The sequence below is a fragment of the Micromonospora violae genome, from assembly GCF_004217135.1.
GTDB classification, from domain to species: domain Bacteria; phylum Actinomycetota; class Actinomycetes; order Mycobacteriales; family Micromonosporaceae; genus Micromonospora; species Micromonospora violae.
Genome location: NZ_SHKK01000001.1, coordinates 4813517 through 4829082, shown reverse-complemented (window position 1 = coordinate 4829082; position 15566 = coordinate 4813517). Strand labels below are relative to the sequence as shown.

The 15566-nt window shown below is 71.1% G+C and carries 12 protein-coding genes; 8 read left to right on the top strand and 4 right to left on the bottom strand.

Features of this window, described 5'->3' with window-relative positions:
• Nucleotides 1–9 precede the first annotated feature (9 nt).
• Nucleotides 10–1191: a THUMP-like domain-containing protein gene (locus EV382_RS21465; protein WP_130404591.1), complete on the bottom strand. Its 1182-nt coding sequence runs from the start codon at nt 1189–1191 to the stop codon at nt 10–12.
• Between the two features lie 259 nt (nt 1192–1450).
• Between EV382_RS21465 and groES the strand changes: the two genes are divergently transcribed.
• The 3 genes from groES to EV382_RS21450 all read left to right on the top strand — a co-directional run bounded on the left by groES (nt 1451) and on the right by EV382_RS21450 (nt 5320).
• A complete protein-coding gene (groES, locus tag EV382_RS21460) occupies nt 1451–1765 on the top strand; it encodes a co-chaperone GroES (RefSeq protein WP_130404589.1) in 315 nt (104 codons plus the stop codon).
• Between the two features lie 70 nt (nt 1766–1835).
• On the top strand, nt 1836–3476 hold the full coding sequence (groL, locus tag EV382_RS21455; RefSeq protein ID WP_130404587.1) for a chaperonin GroEL: 1641 nt from the start codon (nt 1836–1838) through the stop codon (nt 3474–3476).
• Between the two features lie 134 nt (nt 3477–3610).
• Nucleotides 3611–5320, top strand: coding sequence for a molybdopterin-dependent oxidoreductase (locus EV382_RS21450; RefSeq protein WP_130404585.1), 1710 nt, complete (start codon nt 3611–3613; stop codon nt 5318–5320).
• A gap of 648 nt (nt 5321–5968) precedes the next feature.
• On the opposite strand, the gene EV382_RS21445 is transcribed toward EV382_RS21450, so the two are convergent.
• Nucleotides 5969–6532, bottom strand: coding sequence for a hypothetical protein (locus EV382_RS21445; protein WP_130404583.1), 564 nt, complete (start codon nt 6530–6532; stop codon nt 5969–5971).
• A gap of 1030 nt (nt 6533–7562) precedes the next feature.
• Nucleotides 7563–7946, bottom strand: a complete 384-nt coding sequence (locus tag EV382_RS21440) for a WhiB family transcriptional regulator (RefSeq protein ID WP_091406539.1) — start codon at nt 7944–7946, stop codon at nt 7563–7565.
• Nucleotides 7947–8199: 253 nt separating this feature from the next.
• Between EV382_RS21440 and EV382_RS21435 the strand changes: the two genes are divergently transcribed.
• Nucleotides 8200–9015 (top strand): helix-turn-helix transcriptional regulator, encoded by an 816-nt coding sequence (locus tag EV382_RS21435; protein ID WP_130404581.1) that lies wholly within the window; start codon nt 8200–8202, stop codon nt 9013–9015.
• An 85-nt stretch (nt 9016–9100) separates the two neighbouring features.
• Here EV382_RS21435 and EV382_RS21430 read toward each other — a convergent pair whose 3' ends face one another.
• Nucleotides 9101–9520, bottom strand: coding sequence for a DUF5319 domain-containing protein (locus tag EV382_RS21430; protein ID WP_130404579.1), 420 nt, complete (start codon nt 9518–9520; stop codon nt 9101–9103).
• A 185-nt stretch (nt 9521–9705) separates the two neighbouring features.
• On the opposite strand from EV382_RS21430, the gene guaB reads away from it, so the two are divergent.
• From guaB to EV382_RS21410, 4 genes are all read left to right on the top strand, one after another.
• The gene (gene guaB / locus EV382_RS21425; RefSeq protein WP_130404577.1) at nt 9706–11268 is read left to right on the top strand and encodes an IMP dehydrogenase; all 1563 of its coding nucleotides are present in this window, start codon (nt 9706–9708) and stop codon (nt 11266–11268) included.
• Nucleotides 11269–11298: 30 nt separating this feature from the next.
• A complete protein-coding gene (locus EV382_RS21420; RefSeq protein WP_130404575.1) occupies nt 11299–12417 on the top strand; it encodes a GuaB3 family IMP dehydrogenase-related protein in 1119 nt (372 codons plus the stop codon).
• 173 nt (nt 12418–12590) lie between these two features.
• The gene (locus EV382_RS21415; RefSeq protein ID WP_130404573.1) at nt 12591–13997 is read left to right on the top strand and encodes a M1 family metallopeptidase; all 1407 of its coding nucleotides are present in this window, start codon (nt 12591–12593) and stop codon (nt 13995–13997) included.
• Between the two features lie 110 nt (nt 13998–14107).
• On the top strand, nt 14108–15562 hold the full coding sequence (locus EV382_RS21410) for a M1 family metallopeptidase (protein ID WP_130404571.1): 1455 nt from the start codon (nt 14108–14110) through the stop codon (nt 15560–15562).
• Nucleotides 15563–15566 lie beyond the last annotated feature (4 nt).

Sequence of the window (15566 nt, the reverse complement as noted above, 5' to 3'; positions counted from 1 at the left end):
GCCGACGCGTTACTCGACCGGCTGGCCGATCAGCACCGTCGGTGCGCCGTCGACCCGGGTGAGCACGAGGCTCGCCGCCGCGTCCCCGGCCAGCCGCAGGTCCCGCCGGAGCTGCTCCGGGGTGAGCGCCGAACCCCGCTTGAGGATCTCCACCCGGCCCACGCCGCGCTCGCGCAGCAACGCCCGCAGGCGCTTGAGCGAGAACGGCAGCACGTCGGTGATCTCCAGACAGCGCGCGAACGGGGTACGGATCGGATGGTCGGCGTAGAGGTAGGCGATGCTCGGATCGCCCAGGGTGGCGTCCAAATCGGTGGCCAGTTCGGCGACGAGGTGCGCGCGGACCACCGCCGGGTCCGGGTCGTACAGGTAGCGGCGCGGCGGCCCGACCGGCGCCTCGGCGGCACCCGAGCCGGTGAGCTGGTGGATCCCGGTGCGGAACACGCTGGCCCGGCGGGGCACCTCCGCCAGCGCGCCGCACCAGAGCGCCGCCTCGACCAGGTCGCCGTCCACGCCGACCCACTCCGCTTCCGCGCCGGCCGGGATGAGCGCGTGATCCAGGCCGGGGGCCACCTTCACCACGGTGTGCGGCACCCGCTCGGCCAACCCGGTGACGAAGTCCCACGGTGGCGAGTAGGCGCGCGGGTCGAAGATCCGCCGCCCGGTGCCGGTCGTGCGACGGGCCGGGTCGCAGAAGACCCCGTCGACCCGGGACACGTCGAACCTGGTCGCGTCGCCGCACTCCACCGTGAACAGCTCGGCCAAGCCGGCCGCCTCGGCGTTGGCGGCGGCCATCGCGGCGGTCACCGGGTCGGCCTCCACCCCGTACACCCGGATGCCGGCGCGGGCGGCGGCCAGCGCGTCGGCCCCGAGCCCGCACCCGAGGTCGGCCAGGGTGCGCACTCCGGCCGCGGACAACCTGGCGGCCCGCCGGTCGGCGACCACCCGGCGGGTGGCCTGCTCCAGGCCGGGGCGGGTGAGGAACATCCCGGCGGCGGCCGGACCGAACTTGCCCACCGCCCGGTGGCGCAGCTCGGCCTGGGTGAGGGCCGCCGCGGCCAGCGACGGCGGCACCCCGGCCGCGCGCAACGCCGACGCCGCGGCCAGTGGATCACCGCCGGCCAGCCCGGCCGCCGCCGTGAGCGCGGCCGACCCCTCAGGGGTACGCAGCGCCGCCAGCTGTTCGAGATCCACCTGGCCATTGTCCCGGTCGAGCCCAAAATCCTGCCTGGCGGGGCGCGACGCGCTGGCACTCTCCTTGACGGAGTGCTAGCCACGGAATAACCTGCGATTAGCACTCTCACCCTGAGGGTGCCAGCTTCCGGGTCTCACGACCCGGGTGCGCACGCCAGGCGGACCGGCACCCGCGACGACGGCACCGCCCGGTGGCATGAGGCAGATTGACGCTGGTCAGCCCCGCTGGTCAGCAACGAAACCAGTACCCCAGGAGGGTATGCCCGTGACTACCGCGACCAAGGTTGCGATCAAGCCGCTCGAGGACCGCATCGTGGTCCAGGCGAACGAGGCTGAGACCACCACGGCGTCGGGCATCGTGATCCCCGACACCGCCAAGGAGAAGCCGCAGGAGGGCACCGTCCTCGCTGTGGGCCCGGGGCGCGTCGACGACAACGGCAACCGGGTTCCGGTTGACGTGAAGGTCGGCGACACCGTCCTTTACTCGAAGTACGGCGGCACCGAGGTCAAGTACGCCGGCGAGGAGTACCTGGTGCTCTCCGCCCGCGACGTCCTCGCGGTCATCGAGAAGTAAGCAACCGATCAGTTCCATTGCCCCGGTCCGGCTCGCCGGGCCGGGGCAATGGCGCTTCGAAGGGACATTGATGGCGAAGATCCTGAGCTTCTCGGACGACGCCCGACACCTGCTGGAGCACGGTGTCAACACCCTCGCGGACGCGGTCAAGGTCACCCTCGGCCCGCGCGGGCGCAACGTCGTCCTGGACAAGAAATTCGGTGCGCCGACGATCACCAACGATGGTGTGACCATCGCCAAGGAGATCGAGCTCACCAACCCGTACGAGAACCTTGGCGCGCAGCTGGTCAAGGAGGTGGCGACCAAGACCAACGACGTCGCCGGCGACGGGACCACCACCGCGACCGTGCTGGCCCAGGCGATGGTGCGCGAGGGCCTGCGCAACGTCACCGCCGGGACCAACCCGGCCGGCCTCAAGCGGGGCATCGACGCGGCGGCCGTCAAGGTCTCCGAGGCGCTGCTCGGCCGGGCCGCCGAGGTCACCAGCAAGGAGTCGATCGCCAACGTGGCGACGATCTCCGCGCAGGACTCCACGATCGGCGATCTGATCGCCGAGGCGATGGAGCGGGTCGGCCGCGACGGTGTCATCACCGTCGAGGAAGGCTCGATGCTCACCACCGAACTGGACGTGACCGAGGGTCTCCAGTTCGACAAGGGCTTCATCTCGCCGAACTTCGTCACCGACCTGGAGAGCCAGGAGTCCGTCCTTGAGGACGCGTACGTCCTGGTCACCACCCAGAAGATCTCGGCGATCGAGGAGCTGCTGCCGCTGCTGGAGAAGGTCCTGCAGAACAGCAAGCCCCTGCTGATCATCGCCGAGGACGTGGACGGCCAGGCGCTCTCCACCCTGGTGGTCAACTCGCTGCGCAAGACCCTCAAGGTCTGCGCGGTCAAGGCTCCGGGCTTCGGTGACCGGCGCAAGGCGATGCTCCAGGACATCGCGATCTCCACGGGCGCCGAGCTGGTCGCCTCGGAGCTGGGCTACAAGCTCGACCAGGTCGGCCTGGAGGTGCTCGGCACCGCCCGGCGCGTCGTGGTCGACAAGGAGAACACCACGATCGTCGACGGCGGTGGCCAGAAGGCCGAAGTCGCCGACCGGGTGGCCCAGATCCGCAAGGAGATCGAGGCCTCCGACTCCGAGTGGGACCGGGAGAAGCTGGCCGAGCGGCTGGCGAAGCTCTCCGGTGGCATCGCCGTCATCAAGGCCGGCGCCGCCACCGAGGTCGAGATGAAGGAGCGCAAGCACCGCATCGAGGACGCCATCGCGGCGACCAAGGCCGCGGTCGAGGAGGGCACCGTGCCCGGCGGCGGCGCCGCCCTGGTGCAGATCCTCTCGGTGCTCGACGACGACCTGGGCTTCACCGGTGACGAGAAGGTCGGCGTCTCGGTCGTGCGCAAGGCGCTCGTCGAGCCGCTGCGCTGGATCGCCCAGAACGCCGGCCACGACGGCTACGTCGTGACGCAGAAGGTCGCCGACCTCGACTGGGGCAACGGCCTCGACGCCGCCAAGGGCGAGTACGTCGACCTGGTCAAGTCCGGCATCATCGACCCGGTGAAGGTGACCCGCAACGCGGTCACCAACGCCGCCTCGATCGCCGGTCTGCTGCTCACCACGGAGAGCCTCGTGGTGGACAAGCCGGAGCAGGCCGAGCCGGCCGCCGCCGGCGGGCACGGCCACGGCCACGGTCACCAGCACGGCCCGGGCTTCTGATCCGGTAGCGACACCAAGGGGCACACCGTCGTACGGCGGTGTGCCCCTTGTCGTTCTCCGCGGGTCCGCACTGAGGTCTTACCGAACGCTGACGTTGTTGGCGGCCGGGCAAGATGATCGCGCACACTGGGCCGATGAGCACCACGTCACGGCGGTACGGCGCGTTGGCCGGAATCACCGCCGCCGCCGTCGCGATCGGGATCGCCGAACCGGTCGCGGTGTTGACCGGCCCCCGGTCGGCGCCCCTGGTCGCGGTCGGCGGGGTCGTCGTCGACGCCGTCCCCGAGTCGCTGAAGCAACTCGCCATCGACATCTTCGGCACCGCCGACAAGATCGCGCTGCTGGTCGGCACGGCCGTACTGCTCGGAGGCTTCGCCGCGCTCCTCGGCGTACTCGCAATTCGCCGGCTGGCACTCGGCCTGGCCGGCATTGCCGTGTTCGGCGCCATCGGTGTGGCCGCCGCGGTGACCCGTTCCGGCGCGGACCTCGCCGACGCGCTGCCATCCCTGGTCGGCGCGAGCCTCGGCGCACTGGTGCTCTGGCTGTTCATCGCCGGACCGTTCGAGCTGAACCCCTGGTCCTGGTCACCACCCACGCCGAACATCGCTCCGGCGTCGTCTGGCGGACCGGTTTCGTCCGGCGCTGCGGTGTCAGCATCGTCCGCTGGGCCGGCTTCGCCCGCCGGGCCGGTGCCGGTGTCTCCCGCTGGGCCGGTGCCGGTTGCCCCTGCCAGGCCGGCAGGGGCGGTCGAGCCGGTCGGGCCTGCGGGCGTGGACCCGGAGTCGCGGCGGCGGTTCCTCACCGGGAGCGGGGCCCTGCTCGGCACGGCCGTGGTGGCCGGTCTCGGCGGGCGCTGGCTGGCGGGTCGGCGCGGCGTGTCCGCAGCCCGGGACGCGATCCGCCTGCCCGCGCCGGTCGCCCCCGCGCCAGCCGTGCCGGCCGGCGCGAACCTCGCGCTGACCCAGCTCGCGCCGTACGTCACCCCGAACTTCGGGTTCTACCGGATCGACACCGCGCTGGTGGTGCCGCAGGTCGACCCGGACACCTGGCGGCTGCGGATCCACGGGCGGGTTGGTCAGGAGCGCACCTACAGCTACGCCGACCTGCTGGCCCGACCGCTGGTCGAGCGGTACGTCACACTGGCCTGCGTCTCCAACGAGGTGGGCGGGGACCTGATCGGCAATGCCCGCTGGCTCGGCGTACCCCTGCGTGAACTGCTCGACGAGGTGGAACCCGACGACGACGCCGACCAGGTCGTTGGTCGGTCGGTCGACGGCTGGACCTGCGGCACCCCCACCGCCGTGCTGCGCGACGGACGAGACGCCCTGCTGGCCGTCGGGATGAACGGTGAGCCGCTGCCCGTCGAGCACGGCTTCCCGGTCCGGATGGTGGTGCCGGGCCTCTACGGCTACGTGTCGGCCTGCAAATGGGTGACCGAGCTGGAGTTGACCCGGTTCGCTGACTTCGACGCGTACTGGGTGCCGCGCGGCTGGTCCGCCCAAGGGCCGATCAAAACCCAGTCGAGGATCGACACCCCCCGCAGGCGCAACCGACTGACCGCCGGGCCGGTGACCGTCGCCGGCGTAGCCTGGGCGCAGCACCGGGGCATCAGCCAAGTCGAGGTACGCGTCGACGACGGCCAGTGGCAGGAAGCCGTGCTGGCCCCGACCGTCTCCGTGGACACCTGGGTGCAATGGTCCTGGCGCTGGGACGCCACGCCGGGCGAGCACCAGCTCCAGGTCCGAGCGACGGACGCGACCGGTGCAACCCAAACCGAGCGTACGCAGGACGTCGCCCCGGACGGCGCCACCGGCTGGCACACGGTCACCGTCACCGTCCGCTGAGCCTGCCGCAGCGTCGCGCCCGGGTTTTCGGCGGCCGGCGGTCGCGCCCCGCTCATCGGGTCGTTAGGCGGCGTCTGCGCCGTGGTCCGCGGGGCCGGTAGGCGGCGTCTGCACGTGGTCTGTGGGTTCGGTCGGCTGTGTCGGCGGGGTGGTCCGTGGGTCAGTGCGACTGTCCGTCGAGTCGACGAACCAACTGACTGAGCGGCGGTAATCAGCTCATGAACGTAGATCTTGGACACTTTCCGTTCTGCCGCCAGAACGGAAAGTGTCCAAGATCTACAGATAGCCACCGCCCAAACCGCCCGCCCCGCGCCCGCGGGGATCGGGCACCGCTGCCCGGGCAAGACATCGGGCATTGCGCCTCGGACCGCGTGACCGCGACGCGTGACCGCGACGCGTGACCGCGACGCGTGACCGCGACGCGTGACCGCGACGCGTGACCGCGACGCGTGACCGCGACGCGTGACCGCGACGCGTGACCGCGACGCGTGACCGCGACGCGTGACCGCGACGCGTGCCGGCGGCGCCGGACGCGGAAGTGCCGCTGGCCGGCACCCCGGGTTGCGGGTGCCGGCCAGCGGTCGGTGTCCTGCTGTGCTGCTGTCGTGCGGTGGTGCCATCGTGCGGGTGGTGCGGTGGTGTTGTGGGTCAGCTGTTCCAGTGCTGGGTGACGAGGTCGGTGGCCTGCTGCTCCCACTGGGCGTAGGCGTCCGGGTAGGCCGAGACCTGTACGGTCTGCGCGGCCTGGGTCAGGGGCATGTCCTGCCACCCGTCGACCTGCTTGAGGCCCTTGAGGAACGCGGTGGTGGCGTACTCAGGGTTGGTGATCTGCTCCGGGGTGCCCCAACCACTGGACGGGCGCTGCTGGAACAGGCCCAGCGAGTCGTGGTCGTTCATGTCACCCAGGTGACCCAGGTTCTCCAGCTTCGACTCCTGCAGGCTCGTCGCGATGGAGATGACCGCGGCCCGCTCGGGCATACCGGCCTTCTTCGTGGCGGCGATGATCGCCTTCACGTTGGCGGTCTGCTCGTCGTTGAGGGCGATGTGGGACTGGTCGCCCTGCGGCTTCGGTGCCGACTGCACGGCCATAGCGACCGGCTTGGCGTCCACGGTCGGGGTGGCGGCGTGGGCGGCAATCGGGCCGGCGAAGACACCACCGGCGAACGCGAGACCAGCAACGGACAGCACGCTCTTACGGATGATCGTGTTCATGAGGGGTAGCTCCTTCGGGGGTAGGAACACCCGAACCACCAAGGGGGGGCGGCGGCAGGGGTGTGAGCACCTCGTCCGGCGCTGCACAAACAAGAGGGAAAGTCTTGGGGGGTGACGCCCCGCTGGGCGTCAGGGGTCGGCGACCTCACGGGCGGAGGGCTCGTGGCGCCGGGTCCCTGTGTAACGACCAGCCGGCGGGGGTCATTCCCGGAGGTTGGCCCACCTGCCAGGCACCCTCATCGAGGCGGTGCGGTCGGTCGTGGGGACTGCAACGACCGGGCGGCCGAGGTCATTCCCGGGGCGGCCCACCCGCCGGCACCCTCATCGGGGTGCGGTTGGTCGTGGGGACTGCAACGACCGGGCGGCCGGGGTCATTCCCGGGGGTTGGACCACCTGCCGGGCACCCTCGTCGAGGCGGTGCGGTTGGTCGTGGGGACTTCAACGACCGGGCGGAGGCTGGCATTCCAACCAGCCGGGACCGGCGTCCCGCACTCGTGAGGGGCGGCGGTGGTGCTGCGAGCGTCAGGGTGTGTAACGACCCCGGGCCCGCCACGATTCCGGCCCACGGGTGCACCCGACCACACCCCACAACCACCCGCCACCGGACAAACCACCCACACCACGTCAGGCCGACGGCGTCACATCGGCCCTCACTTGGGTGATCCACTCGGGTTCATGGAAACCGGGGGATCCGGGACGCCGGGACACCCCGACTTCATGAAACCCGAGTCGATCAAGAAGTTTGATCACAGCTCGACGTGTCGGACTCGCGATAAATGTGGCAAACCGCCCACCAGGCGACCCGAGCGGACCTCCGCGCGCGGTGCCCTGCGTCGGCTGGCATGGAACGCGCGAAACCGCGCCTCCAGGTGGGGGCGCGGTTTCGCGGATGTGGGTCCGCCCGGCCGATCAGGACTTCCGCGTCGAACGGCGCGTGCAGTCGAACGGCGCGTGCAGTCGAACGGCGCGTGCAGTCGAACGGCGCGTGCAGTCGAACGGCGCGTACAGCGGTGGCCGGGGCTGGTGAAGGTCAGGCGACGTTGCGTTGGGCCGGGACGGTGGACTTGTGCGGCCGGCCCAGGCGGGCCTCCAGCCGGGCGACGTCGACTCGGGCGTGGCGGCGGTCTGCCAGGTCCTCCCAGCCGACGGCGAGCAGTCGCAGGCGTTCCGACTCGCTGAAGCCGCCCCACACGCCGTACGGTTCGCGTACGGACAGTGCGTGGGCTGCGCACTCGGCGCGTACCGGGCAGGCGCGGCAGACTGACTTGGCGGCGGATTCGCGGCGCAACCGGGACGACCCACGCTCGCCGTCAGGGTGGAAGAACTGGGCGCTGTCGCGTCCTCGGCAGGCACCGAGTCGCTGCCAGTCCCAGAGATCGACGATGGGTCCGGGCAGTCTACGTACGTTCGACATCAGCACCCCTCCTCCCGCGCGGCTCCGCGAGAATCCTTATGGCCGGCGTCCGGGCGGCGGGCCGCGCAGGCGCACCGTTCCCGGCCTGGATCTCCCGGTACCCGCACTGTTGCCAACTCACACGTCTGTGATCGAAAACGTCCGGGAAATTGCGGCTTTTGCCCCATCTGTCGGAAAAGTTCGAAGGATTGCCGGGAACCCCCTCCCCAGCCGACCGCGTCATGGTCTGCTCGTTGGCGGAGAGGAGACCACAGTGCGTACCGTTCTTGTGTGCGTTCGGACACCACTCGCGGCCCAGCACCTTACTTCTGCTGCCGCGCGGCTGGGGTTGTCCGCGATCGTTCGTACCGCCGTCTCTGATCCCGAGGTGATGCTGCGGCTGGCCGAGCGACCGGCCGACGTGGTGCTGGCCGACACGGCCCTCACCCGGCCGGACAGCGCCGGCTTCGTCCGCCGGGTGTTGGCGCGTGCGCCGCAGGCGGCGGTGCTGCTGCTCGGCACCGAGGAGTCCGAGGCGGCGGCGGCCACCATCAGCGCTGGTGCCCGGGGGTTGATCCAGAACGTCGACCATGACCTGACCAGCGCGGTGGCGAAGGCTCTCCTGCTGCTGACCGCGCCCGGCCGAGCCTCCCGGCAGCGGATCACCGATCCGGCCCGCGATGCCGCGGCGGTGGGTGGCTCCGGTCGTTCCGGGCCGTCGCCGCGTGGCTCTGGTGAACCCGGCTGGGCGGCCTCGACCGCTGACGGGCCGGCCGGTCTGGCGTCGGTGCCGGTGCAGCGCGGTGACGACGAGGCGGAGGCGGGCACCGGCGAGCCGGCGGCGCAGTCGGACCCGGGCCGTCCCGCCCCGAACACCCGACCCAGTCGGGCGTCGATCGGCCTCACTGAGCGTGAGCTTCAGGTGCTACTCGGCATGGCCGAGGGCAAGAGCAACGCGGAGATCGGCCGGGAGCTGTTCGTCTCGGAGGACACCGTCAAGACGCACGCCCGCCGGCTGTTCCGCAAGCTTGGCGCCCGGGACCGGGCACACGCGGTGGCGGCGGGGTTCCGGGCCGGCCTGGTCGCCTGACGTACGCGCGGCGCGGCAGCACGGCAAGACCCACTGGGGTACGGCGGCGAGCCACCCACCGCGAGGCCGCGCGGCGCGGCCGGTGTCACTTGGCGGCGGTCGGGGCGCCCGGTTCGTCTTCGGTGCCCTCGGACAGGGTGTCGTGCACGCCGTCGGCGTACCCCCGGGCGTAGTCCCAGGTCACATAGTGGTCCGGGTCGGGGTCGTACGCGGGCTCGTGCACCCGGGGCCGACCGGAGTTGAGCAGGTGGCGCAGGTTGCCGCGGAGCAGGTCCCAGTCGAAGTAGTGCGGCTCCCGACAGTCCTCGCATTCGATCACCAGCCCGCGGACCCCGATGGGGGCCAGTAGAGCCTGGTAGATCTCCAGGTCGGCGAGGTCTTCCAGCACATCCTGCCGCTCGACGTCGGTCAGCGGATCCGGCGTCGGGTCATCGCCCGGGTCGTCCAGACCCGCGGTCGGATCGGCCGGGTCGCCGTTGAACGGGTCGATGGGCTCGTCGTGCACCCCCTCACCGTAGACCCAACGCGGCGCGAACGTCCGCCCCCCGGCCTCCGTGCCGGCCGGCCTGCCACGGACAGGTCGCCCAGCTCACTGGGTACGATGAGGCGACGTGCTAGCACCGTGGCGCGCTCCGGTGCCCGCGCGCGCCACCTCGCTGAAGCCCATCCGAGCAGCTCAGGGGAGCAATCGTGGAAATTTCGCCCAGCACCGATCTTCCGGCCGGCGTCGAGCACGCCGACCTGGGCGGCCACCTGCCCGAGTTGCCGGCTGGCTCCGCCCGGGTGGTTCCGCTCGGTCTCACCTTCGATGACGTGTTGCTTCAGCCGGGCGAGTCGGACGTGGTTCCCAGCCGGGTCAACACCCGGACGAAGCTCACCCGCAACATCGAGTTGTCCATTCCGCTGCTGTCCAGCGCGATGGACACGGTGACCGAGGCCCGGATGGCGATCGCCATGGCCCGTCAGGGTGGCATCGGCGTGTTGCACCGCAACCTCTCTCTGGAGGATCAGGCGCTCCAGGTCGACCTGGTCAAGCGCTCCGAGTCCGGCATGATCACCAACCCGGTGACCGCCAGCCCGAACGACACCCTGCGTGAGGTCGACGAGCTGTGCGGGCGTTACCGCATCTCCGGTGTTCCGGTGGTGGACGGCGACGGCCAGTTGGTCGGCATCGTCACCAACCGGGACATGCGCTTCGTCTCCGAGCCGAGCACTCCGGTCCGCGAGATCATGACCCGCACCCCGTTGATCACCGCACCGGTCGGGGTGAGCAAGGACGACGCCCTGGCGCTGCTGCGTCAGCACAAGGTCGAGAAGCTGCCGATCGTCGACGACTCGGGTCGGCTGCGCGGTCTGATCACCGTCAAGGACTTCACCAAGAGCGAGCAGTACCCGGACGCCAGCAAGGACGACGCCGGTCGCCTGCGGGTCGCCGCTGCCATCGGCGTGGGCGAGGACGCCTACAAGCGGGCCCGTGCCCTGGTCGACGCCGGCGTCGACGTGCTGATCGTGGACACCGCGCACGGTCACCAGCGGGCTGTGCTGGACATGGTCCGCCGGCTCAAGGCCGACGTCACTGTCGACATCATGGGCGGCAACGTGGCCACGTACGCCGGCGCGAAGGCGCTTGTCGACGCGGGTGCCGACGGCGTCAAGGTGGGTGTGGGGCCGGGCGCGATCTGCACCACCCGGATCGTCGCCGGGGTCGGCGTGCCGCAGGTGACCGCGATCATGGAGGCGGCCCGGGCCGCCCGCCCGGCCGGCGTGCCGGTGATCGGCGACGGCGGCATCCAGTATTCCGGCGACATCGCCAAGGCCCTGGTGGCCGGCGCCGACACGGTGATGCTCGGCAGCCTGCTGGCCGGCTGCGAGGAGAGCCCCGGCGAGCTGATCTTCGTGAACGGCAAGCAGTTCAAGACGTACCGCGGGATGGGGTCGCTCGGCGCGATGCAGTCCCGGGGCCAGGCCAAGTCGTACAGCAAGGACCGCTACTTCCAGCAGGACGTGCTCAGCGACGACAAGCTGGTCCCCGAGGGCGTGGAGGGTCAGGTGCCGTACCGGGGGCCGCTCTCCCGGGTGGCCCACCAGTTGGTCGGCGGTCTGCGTCTGGCCATGGGGTACGCCGGTGCGGAGAACATCCCCGATCTGCACCGCCGGGGCCAGCTCATCCGGATCACCGCGGCTGGCCTGAAGGAGAGCCACCCGCACGACATCCAGATGACCGTCGAGGCGCCCAACTACCACACCCGCTGACCCACCACCCCCAACCACCTGGAGTCCCCCATGCGTGACGTGGTCGAGATCGGGCTGGGCAAGACCGCGCAGCGCGGCTACCACCTGGACGACATCGCCATCGTGCCGAGCCGCCGCACCCGGGACGTCGATGACGTCTCGACGTCGTGGCAGCTCGACGCGTACCCGTTCGGCATTCCGTGCGTCGGCCACCCCTCCGACGCCACCATGAGCCCGTCGTCGGCGGTGCGTCTCGGTCAGCTCGGCGGCCTCGGCGTGCTCAACGTCGAGGGGCTGTGGACCCGCTACGAGAACCCGACGAAGGTGCTGGACGAGCTGGCCGGCCTCGACGAGGACGCCCGCGCGACCAAGCGGCTCCAAGAGGTGTACGCCGAGCCGATCCGCCCGGATCTGATCGCGGAGCGGGTCCGCGAGCTGCGCGCCGGCGGTGGCACGGTGGCGGTGCGGGTCTCCCCGCAGCACACCCTCGCGCTGGCACCGGTGATCCTGGACGCCGGGGTGGACATCCTGGTCATCCAGGGCACCATCGTCTCGGCCGAGCACGTGTCGACCACCGACGAGCCGTTGAACCTCAAGGAGTTCATCGCCGACCTGGACCTGCCGGTGATCGTCGGTGGTTGCACGGACTACAAGACGGCGCTGCACCTGATGCGTACCGGCGCGGCCGGCGTGATCGTGGGCATCGGTGGCGACGAGTGGTCGACCACCGAGTCGGTGCTGGGCATCCGGGTGCCGATGGCCACGGCGATCGCTGACGCCGCGGCGGCCCGCCGTGACTACCTGGACGAGACCGGCGGCCGGTACGTGCACCTGATCGCCGACGGTGACATCCAGACCTCGGGCGACATCGCCAAGGCGCTCGGCTGTGGCGCGGACGCGGTGATGCTCGGTGAGCCGCTGTCGCTCTGCGATGAGGCCCCCGCCGGTGGTGCCTGGTGGCACTCGGCGGCGAGCCACCCGTCGTTGCCCCGGGGTGCCTTCGAGGTCTCGGGTGAGCCGCTCGGGTCGATGGAGCAGCTGCTCTTCGGGCCGGCGGACGAGGCCGACGGTCAGCTCAACCTGTTCGGTGGGCTGCGCCGGGCGATGGCCAAGTGCGGTTACCGCGACCTGAAGGAGTTCCAGAAGGTCGGTCTGGTCCTGGACCGCTGACCGACCCGTCAGACGCCGGAAGGCCGGCCCCGCGCTGCTGCGGGGCCGGCCTTCGTCGCGTTCAGCCGGGGCCGGACCGAGTTACTGATACTCACCGCATGGCCGGCGATGCTGACTACGCTCGTCCTGACCGGACGGCCGCCACCGGCCGCATTGCCGCAGGAGGGGTACGCATGGTCCTGACCGGACGGAGACTCCGCGTCGCCGCCACGCTGGCCGGCGTGCTCGGGCTGGTCGCCGCCGGTTGTACGGGTGACGACCGCGACGGCTTCCGGCCCGGTGCGGCCGACGTCGGCGACCCGTACGTGCCGGGGCACGGTAACGGCGGCTACGACGTCTCGCACTACGGCCTCGACGTCCGCTACGACCCGTCGACCGACCAGCTGACCGGTCGAGCCGTCATCACGGCCACCGCCACCCAGAACCTGTCCCGGTTCAATCTGGACCTCTCCGGCCTGGAGGTCCGCACCGTCACCGTGGGCGACGCGACGGCCGACCACCGGCGCGGCGACGGCGAGTTGGTGGTGACGCCCCGCGGCGGCCTGCCGCGCGGTCAGCAGTTCACCGTGACGGTCGAGTACGCGGGCGTGCCCACGGCCGTCGACGACGGGGCGCTGGGCAGCGGCGGTTTCCTGCACACCGCCGACGGGGCCGTGGCGCTCGGCCAACCCGATTCTGCTGCCACCTGGTTCCCGGTGAACGACCACCCGTCGGACAAGGCCACCTACGACCTGGCGGTGACCGTCCCGGACGGCCTGGCCGCGCTGAGCAACGGCGTACCCGGGCCGAAGAGCAGCGCCGACGGCTGGACCACCTGGCGCTGGTCGGAGCGCGCACCGATGGCCAGTTACCTGAGCACGCTCGTGATCGGTGACTACCGGGTGGTGACCGGCACCCACGCCGGTCGGCCGATGGTCACGGCGGTGGCCGCGAGCCTTCCGGCCAGCGGCGGCGCGGCCACGTCGCTGGCCCGCACCGGCGCGATCGTCGACTTCCTGGCCAGCCGCTTCGGCCCGTACCCGTTCGACTCGTACGGGGGGATCGTGGTCGCCGACGACCGGATCTCCTACGCGCTGGAGACCCAGTCCCGGCCGGTCTACGGGCCTGCCTTCTTCTCCGACGACCGGCCGAACCCGAGCGTCGTCGCGCACGAACTGGCGCACCAGTGGTTCGGCGACAGCGTGTCGCTGACCCGGTGGAGTGACATCTGGCTCAACGAGGGCTTCGCCAGTTACGCCGAGTGGCTGTGGGAGGAGCACGACGGCGGCCGGACCGCCCAGCGCAACTTCGAGATTCAGTACGCGGCGACCGACTGGACGCAGCCGTCGGTCGAGCCGGGCCGGGAGCAGATGTTCGGCACGGCCGTCTACAAGCGGGGGGCGCTCGCCGTACACGCGTTGCGCCGGACCGTCGGTGACGACGTCTTCTTCCGCATCCTGCGCACCTGGACCACCGAGCGGGCGGCGGGCAACGCGACCACCGAGGACCTCGTCGCGCTCGCCGAGCGGGTCGCCGGACGGCACCTGCGTCCGCTCTTCGACGCCTGGTTGGTGGGCGGGTCGGCCCCCACACTGCCGTGACCCGGCCGGCTCGGCCGATCGATATGCTGCCGCCTGCGAGCGGCGGGTGAGTGGTCGTTCGCGCGGAGCGGCGGAGGCCGTGACCGGTCACCGTGCGGAAAGGGTGTGGGATGCGGGGGACGCGGCACAGACTGCGCAGGGGTGCCGGCCTGCTGGTGACCGGTGCGCTCGCACTGTCCGGATGCGACTCGGCGGCCCCGGCGACGGCGCTACCGAGCGCGTCCCCCACACCGTCGCGGACGTTCACGGCGGGCGCCGACGGGGTCGGCGACGCCTACTTCCCGACGTACGGCAACGGCGGCTACGACGTCGGGCGGTACACGGTGAAGGTGCGCTACGACCCGGCCAAGGACCAGTTGACGGGTACGACCACAGTGCGGGCCACCGCCACGGCCGACCTGTCGACGTTCAACCTCGACCTGGCCGGCCTGACCGTCAGCGCGGTCACCGTGGACGGCGCACCGGCGACCCACCGCCGCAAGCGCAACGAGTTGGTGATCAAACCGGCGTCCGGCCTGATCAACGGCAACGGGTTCGTCGTCGAGATCACCTACGCGGGTAAGCCGAAACCGTTGCAGAACGAGGCGCTCGGTGACGGCGGCTTCCGGCACACCACCGACGGTGCCATCGCGCTGGGGCAGCCCGAGTCGGCCAGCACCTGGTTCCCGGTCAACGACCACCCGTCGGACAAGGCGGCCTACGACTTCGAGGTCACCGTCCCGGACGGGCTGACCGCGGTCAGCAACGGCGTTCCCGGCGGGAAGACCAGCTCGGGCGGGTGGACCACCTGGAAGTGGTCGGAGAAGTCGCCGATGGCCAGTTACCTGAGCACGCTGGTGATCGGCAAGTTCCGGATCACCACCGGTGAGCACAAGGGCCGCCCGGTCTACAGCGCGGTCACCACCACCCTGGCCGAGGGGAACGCGGACGCGTCCATCGCGCAGACCACCGTGGTGGCCGACTACCTGGAGAGTGTGTTCGGGCCGTACCCGTTCGACGCGTACGGCGGTGTGGTGATCTCCGACAGCCGGATATCCTACGCGCTGGAGACGCAGAGCCGGCCGGTCTACGCGGCGAGCTTCTTCCGGCAGGGCGAGAACACCGAGGTCGTCGCCCACGAGCTGGCCCACCAGTGGTTCGGCGACAGCGTCGCGTTGGCCACCTGGGAGGACATCTGGCTCAACGAGGGCTTCGCGACGTACGCGGAGTGGCTCTGGGCCGAGCACACCAAGGCGTACACCGCCAAGGAGGCGTTCAACCGCCGGTACGCCGAGGTGTCCGCACAGGTGTGGAGGACACCGCCGGGCAAGCCGGGCGTGGACAAGCTGTTCAGCGAGTCGGTCTACCAGCGCGGCGGGATGACCCTGCACGCCCTGCGGGTGGCCGTCGGTGACAAGGCGTTCTTCGAGATCGTCAAGACGTGGGCGGCGGAGAAGCGCGACGGCACCGCCACCACGGCCGAGTTCGTGGCCCTGGCCGAGCGGATCTCCGGCAAGCAGCTCGACGCGCTCTTCGACGACTGGCTCTACGGCACCGAGAAGCCCGCCCTGCCCAAGCGGCTCTGAGCTG